The 4,248-nt window shown below is 73.4% G+C and carries 6 protein-coding genes; 3 read left to right on the top strand and 3 right to left on the bottom strand.

Going from position 1 to position 4,248, the window contains the following annotated elements; translation table 11 throughout:
* The first annotated feature begins 103 nt into the window (after positions 1–103).
* The 3 genes from AX737_RS12330 to fae all read left to right on the top strand — a co-directional run bounded on the left by AX737_RS12330 (position 104) and on the right by fae (position 2,667).
* Positions 104–1,012 (top strand): RimK family alpha-L-glutamate ligase, encoded by a 909-nt coding sequence (locus tag AX737_RS12330; RefSeq protein WP_066921710.1) that lies wholly within the window; start codon positions 104–106, stop codon positions 1,010–1,012.
* Entirely contained in the window at positions 1,012–1,905 is an 894-nt protein-coding gene (locus AX737_RS12325) for a triphosphoribosyl-dephospho-CoA synthase (RefSeq protein ID WP_082773004.1), read from the top strand. The genes AX737_RS12330 and AX737_RS12325 overlap by 1 nt, the downstream gene beginning before the upstream one ends.
* A gap of 249 nt (positions 1,906–2,154) precedes the next feature.
* Entirely contained in the window at positions 2,155–2,667 is a 513-nt protein-coding gene (gene fae, locus AX737_RS12320) for a 5,6,7,8-tetrahydromethanopterin hydro-lyase (protein ID WP_066921708.1), read from the top strand.
* Between the two features lie 165 nt (positions 2,668–2,832).
* Here the strand turns inward: fae and AX737_RS12315 are convergent, their stop codons facing one another.
* The 3 genes from AX737_RS12315 to AX737_RS33170 all read right to left on the bottom strand — a co-directional run.
* Positions 2,833–3,144, bottom strand: coding sequence for a hypothetical protein (locus AX737_RS12315; RefSeq protein WP_066921706.1), 312 nt, complete (start codon positions 3,142–3,144; stop codon positions 2,833–2,835).
* A gap of 204 nt (positions 3,145–3,348) precedes the next feature.
* Positions 3,349–3,849: a phasin gene (locus AX737_RS12310; protein WP_066921704.1), complete on the bottom strand. Its 501-nt coding sequence runs from the start codon at positions 3,847–3,849 to the stop codon at positions 3,349–3,351.
* Between the two features lie 200 nt (positions 3,850–4,049).
* Positions 4,050–4,248, bottom strand: a 199-nt coding sequence (locus tag AX737_RS33170) for a hypothetical protein (RefSeq protein ID WP_210173132.1), incomplete at its 5' end; no start/stop codon positions are given.

The following is a 4,248-nucleotide window of genomic DNA, read 5'->3' as shown; positions in this document are numbered from 1 at the left end:
ACAGTTCTCATCCCTCACCCTGTCCCTCTCCCGCACGGGAGAGGGGACCCGCGCCCCGTTCGGCAAGCGGACGCGGGTCGATGTCCCGAATTTCGGACCCTTCATGCGCATCGGGCTCGCGGCCGACAACGGCACCTGGCACAAGAACCGCCTGCTCGGCGCCTTGCGCGCGCTCGGCGTCGAGCCGGTGCTGTTCTCGCTCGCCGACGTGGCGGTGGTGACCGGCGCCGCCGAGCCGCTGCGCGTGCCGGGCTTTCCCGACGCCCTGCCGGACGGCGTCCTGCTGCGCACCATCGCGGGCGGCACCTTCGAGGCCACCACGATGCGGCTCGGCGTGCTGCACGCGCTGGTGGCCTCCGGCGTCACTGTCTGGAACCACCCGGTCGCGATCGAGCGCTCCGTCGACAAGGCGGCGACCTCGCTCCTCGTCGCGCGGGCCGGCCTGCCGACCCCCGAGACCTGGGTGTTCTCCCGCCGCGAGGCCGCCGCCGACCTCGTCGCCCGCGAGGCGCGGCCGGGCCGGCCCCTGGTGCTCAAGCCCCTGTTCGGCTCGCAGGGCGAGGGGCTGATGCTCGTCGAGCGCCCGGAGGACCTGCCCGACGAGGAGGCCGTGTCCCGGGTCTACTACCTGCAGCGCTACGTGCCGCGCGCCGACGGGCTCTGGCGCGACTACCGGGTCTTCGTCTGCGAGGGCCGGGCGGTGGCCGGGATGATCCGCGAGGGCGACGGCTGGATCACCAACGTGCACCGGGGCGGCCGGCCGCTCGCCTGGGCGATGCCCGCCCGCGCGGCCGAGCTCGCCGAGGCCGCGGCGGCGGCCGTCGGCGTCGACTACACCGGCATCGACCTCGTCGAGGACGGGGCCGGCGGCTACCTCGTGCTGGAGGTGAACTCGATGCCCGCCTGGTCCGGCCTGCAGCAGGTCTGCGAGGCCGACATCGCGACGGCGGTCTGCCGCGGCTTCCTCTCGGCGGTGCGGGGCGCGCACCGCCCGGCGCGGGTGGTCGCCTGATGGGGCTCGCCCCCGCCCTGGTCGCCGCGCTCTACCGGTCGGCCTGCCTCGCCGAACTCGACGCGCTGAAGCCCGGCAACGTCCACGCCTACGCTGCGGGCCACCGCATGGCGGTGGCCGACTTCGTCACGAGCGCCGAGGTCTCGGCCCCCCCGCTCGCCGCCGCGGGCGCCCGGGTCGGGGCCCGGGTGCTCGGCGCCGTCGCCGCCACCATGGAGGCGGTCGGCCAGAACACGAATCTCGGCATCCTGCTGCTCTGCGCCCCCCTCGCCCGCGCGGCCGAGCGGGCGACGAGCGTCGCCGCGGTGCTCGCCGACCTCGACGCGCGCGATTCGCAGGACGTCTTCGCGGCGATCCGCCGGGCCGGTCCCGGCGGCCTCGGGCAGGCCGGGCGCCACGACGTCGCCGAGGCGGCGCCCGCCTCCCTGCTCGACGCCATGGCGGAGGCAGCCCCCCGGGACGCGATCGCCCGCGCCTACGTCACGGATCTCGCCGACATCGACGCGGTCGGGCTGCCGGCGCTCGCCGCCGCGCGGGCGGCGGGGCTCGCGCCGACCTGGTGCACCACCGCCGTCCACCTCGCCTACCTCGCCGCGGTGGAGGACAGCCACGTCCGCCGCAAGCACGGGCCCGCGGTCGCCGCCGCGGTGCGGGCGGAGGCCGAGGCGCTCCGGGCTGGGCTCGATCTCGGCGCCGCGCCGGTCGCGGCGCTCCTCGCCTTCGACCGCGACCTGAAGGAGCGCGGCATCAATCCGGGCACCAGCGCCGACTTCACGGTCGCGACCCTGTTCGCCGACGCCCTGCGCACGGCGCGCGCAGGGGGGCACGCAGGGCTGCACGCAGGAGCGCGAGAGGGCATCCCGGCGGCCCGCGATAACGCGGATGGGACTTGACGGCGCGCCCCGTTTGTCCCTGGCAATCCGTGCCCGGCGGCCCCGGCCGGCCCGCGCAAAGATTTATCGATTTCAGCGCCTTGCGCAGGGTTGTGACAGGCAGGGCCCCGCTGTAGGGTCCGCGCCGCTATCCGGGCAAACCGGTGCGGCCCCACGAGGCGCCGCGCGTCGCAAACAAGGATGGCTCCCCGGCTGCGGCACTGCCCCAGGCCGCGGCCTTAAACTTGGATTTCCAGGGAGAGACCCCGAATGGCGAAGATCACCAAGGTTCAGGTCGGCGAGGCTCTCGTCGGCGACGGCAACGAGGTCGCCCACATCGACCTCATCATCGGACCGCGCGGCTCGCCGGCCGAGACCGCCTTCTGCAACGGCCTCGTGAACAACAAGCACGGCTTCACCAGCCTGCTCGCGGTCATCGCGCCGAACCTGCCGTGCAAGCCGAACACGCTGATGTTCAACAAGGTCACCATCAACGACGCCCGTCAGGCCGTCCAGATGTTCGGCCCCGCCCAGCACGGCGTCGCCAAGGCCGTGCAGGACTGCGTCGCCGAGGGCATCATCCCCGCCGACGAGGCCGACGACCTCTACATCCTGGTCGGCGTGTTCATCCACTGGGAGGCGGCCGACGACGCCAAGATCCAGCAGTACAACTACGAGGCCACCAAGCTCTCGATCCAGCGCGCCGTGAACGGCGAGCCGAAGGCTTCGACGGTGACCGAGCAGCGCAACTCGGCGTCGCACCCCTTCGCCGCGAACGCTTAGATCGGGGACAGTCCTGGGCAGAGCGCGCCTCCGCCCGCACCGCGGGGCCTGCTCCAGCGACTGGCATCCATCTTCCTCGGCCGCTAGGGCGAGGCCTCGAAACGGGACGGCGGGAGCCGTCCCGTTTTTCGTTTCCGCGGGCCCTCTCGGGCTGTCCCGCGCGGGTCAGGGCACCACGCGGCCGACCGCGGTCTGGGGTGCGCTGAGCGGGGCGAGCGGCAGGTCGCAGAAGCAGCGGGCGCCCAGCGGGCGCGGGCCCGGCAGCGGGCAGGAGAAGGGCTGCGGGCCGCTCAGGCCGCGCTGGACCGCGTCGCAATTGTATCCCACGGCCCGGCGCGGCGGTGGCGGCGCGTAGGGGCGCTCCTCGTAGTAGCCCCGCCGCGGCGGCCCGTCATAATATTGCGCCTGCGCGCTCCCGGCCGCCAGAAGTCCGGCGAGCACGCCCGCCGCCAGCCTCAATCCGCGGATCTGCCGCATGGCTCTCTCTTGCTCCTGCACCGGCGGGATCGCCGAGTCCGGGACCCGTCTTCGCGGCAATGCGGGCGAAAGTGCGGGCGCAGGTGCGCGCGGACGGGGGGGCCGACGCGGAACGGCCCGCCGCGGAGGACCGGGCGGGCCGTCGATGGCGGGCGCTCGCGCCCGAACCGGTCGGAAGGGCCGCGCGGGGCACGGCCTCCGGGCTCAGTAGCCCGACTTCTCGGCGGTGTTCTGGGCGGCGTGCTGCGCGTCCTGGGCAGTCTGCTGCGCGGCGCTGGCACCCTGCTCCATGGCCTTGCGGGCCTGATCGGCGCCCTCCTGCATGGCGCTCTTGGCGCGCTCGGCGCCCTGCTGCATCGCGCTCTGGGCGAGGCCGCTGAACTCCTTGGCCTGCGACTGGATCGCCGCGAACTGGCTGCGGACGAACTCGGCCTGGTGCTGCATCGCCTCCTGCAGGTCGCGCGAGCGCACGAGCTTCTGGGCGAGGTCGAAGGCGGCGTTCACGTTCTGCTCGGCGTACTCGAAGCCGCGGGCGGAGACGTCCTGCGCGTTGGTCCGGGCGAGCTCGGCCGAACCCTGCACGCTGTCGGCGGTGCGGCGGGCCGCGCCGATGAAGCTGTCGAAGGCCTTGCGCGCCTGCTCGACGCTCTTCTCGGCGAAGTCGCGCATCTCGGCGGGCACTTCGTAGGTCGGGTTGGTGTTCATGTCGTCTCCTCTCGTTCGCGCCCGCAGGACGCCCTGCAAGGACGCATTGTGCAGTGCACAAATAGCACGTGCGGCGCCGAATGCCAGCCCCCGACGCCACCTTGTCGGCGCCATTAAGGTTGACATGGCCTAAACGTGTGACGCGACATTGAAGTGTCCAGCGGGCGGCCCGCCCGCGGCGCTAAGAAAGACTGCCGACGTCAGGCTTTTGCCGTTAAACGGGTCCGGATGGCCGGGGGCGCAGGGTTGAACGACAGGGAAAGCAGCGGCTCCGGGTCGGCATCCGCGCCGGAGGACGGCGATTCGGGCACGATCCGGGACATGAACTGGGACGTGGGTTCGGACATGGGCTCGGACTTGGGTTCGGACGCGGCCCGGAACGGCGCGGCGGGCCCCGCC

It is taken from the genome of Methylobacterium sp. CCH5-D2 (genome assembly GCF_001556475.1).
In the GTDB taxonomy this organism is placed as follows: Bacteria; Pseudomonadota; Alphaproteobacteria; order Rhizobiales; family Beijerinckiaceae; genus Methylobacterium; species Methylobacterium hispanicum.
This window is presented reverse-complemented; position numbering and strand designations above follow the sequence as displayed.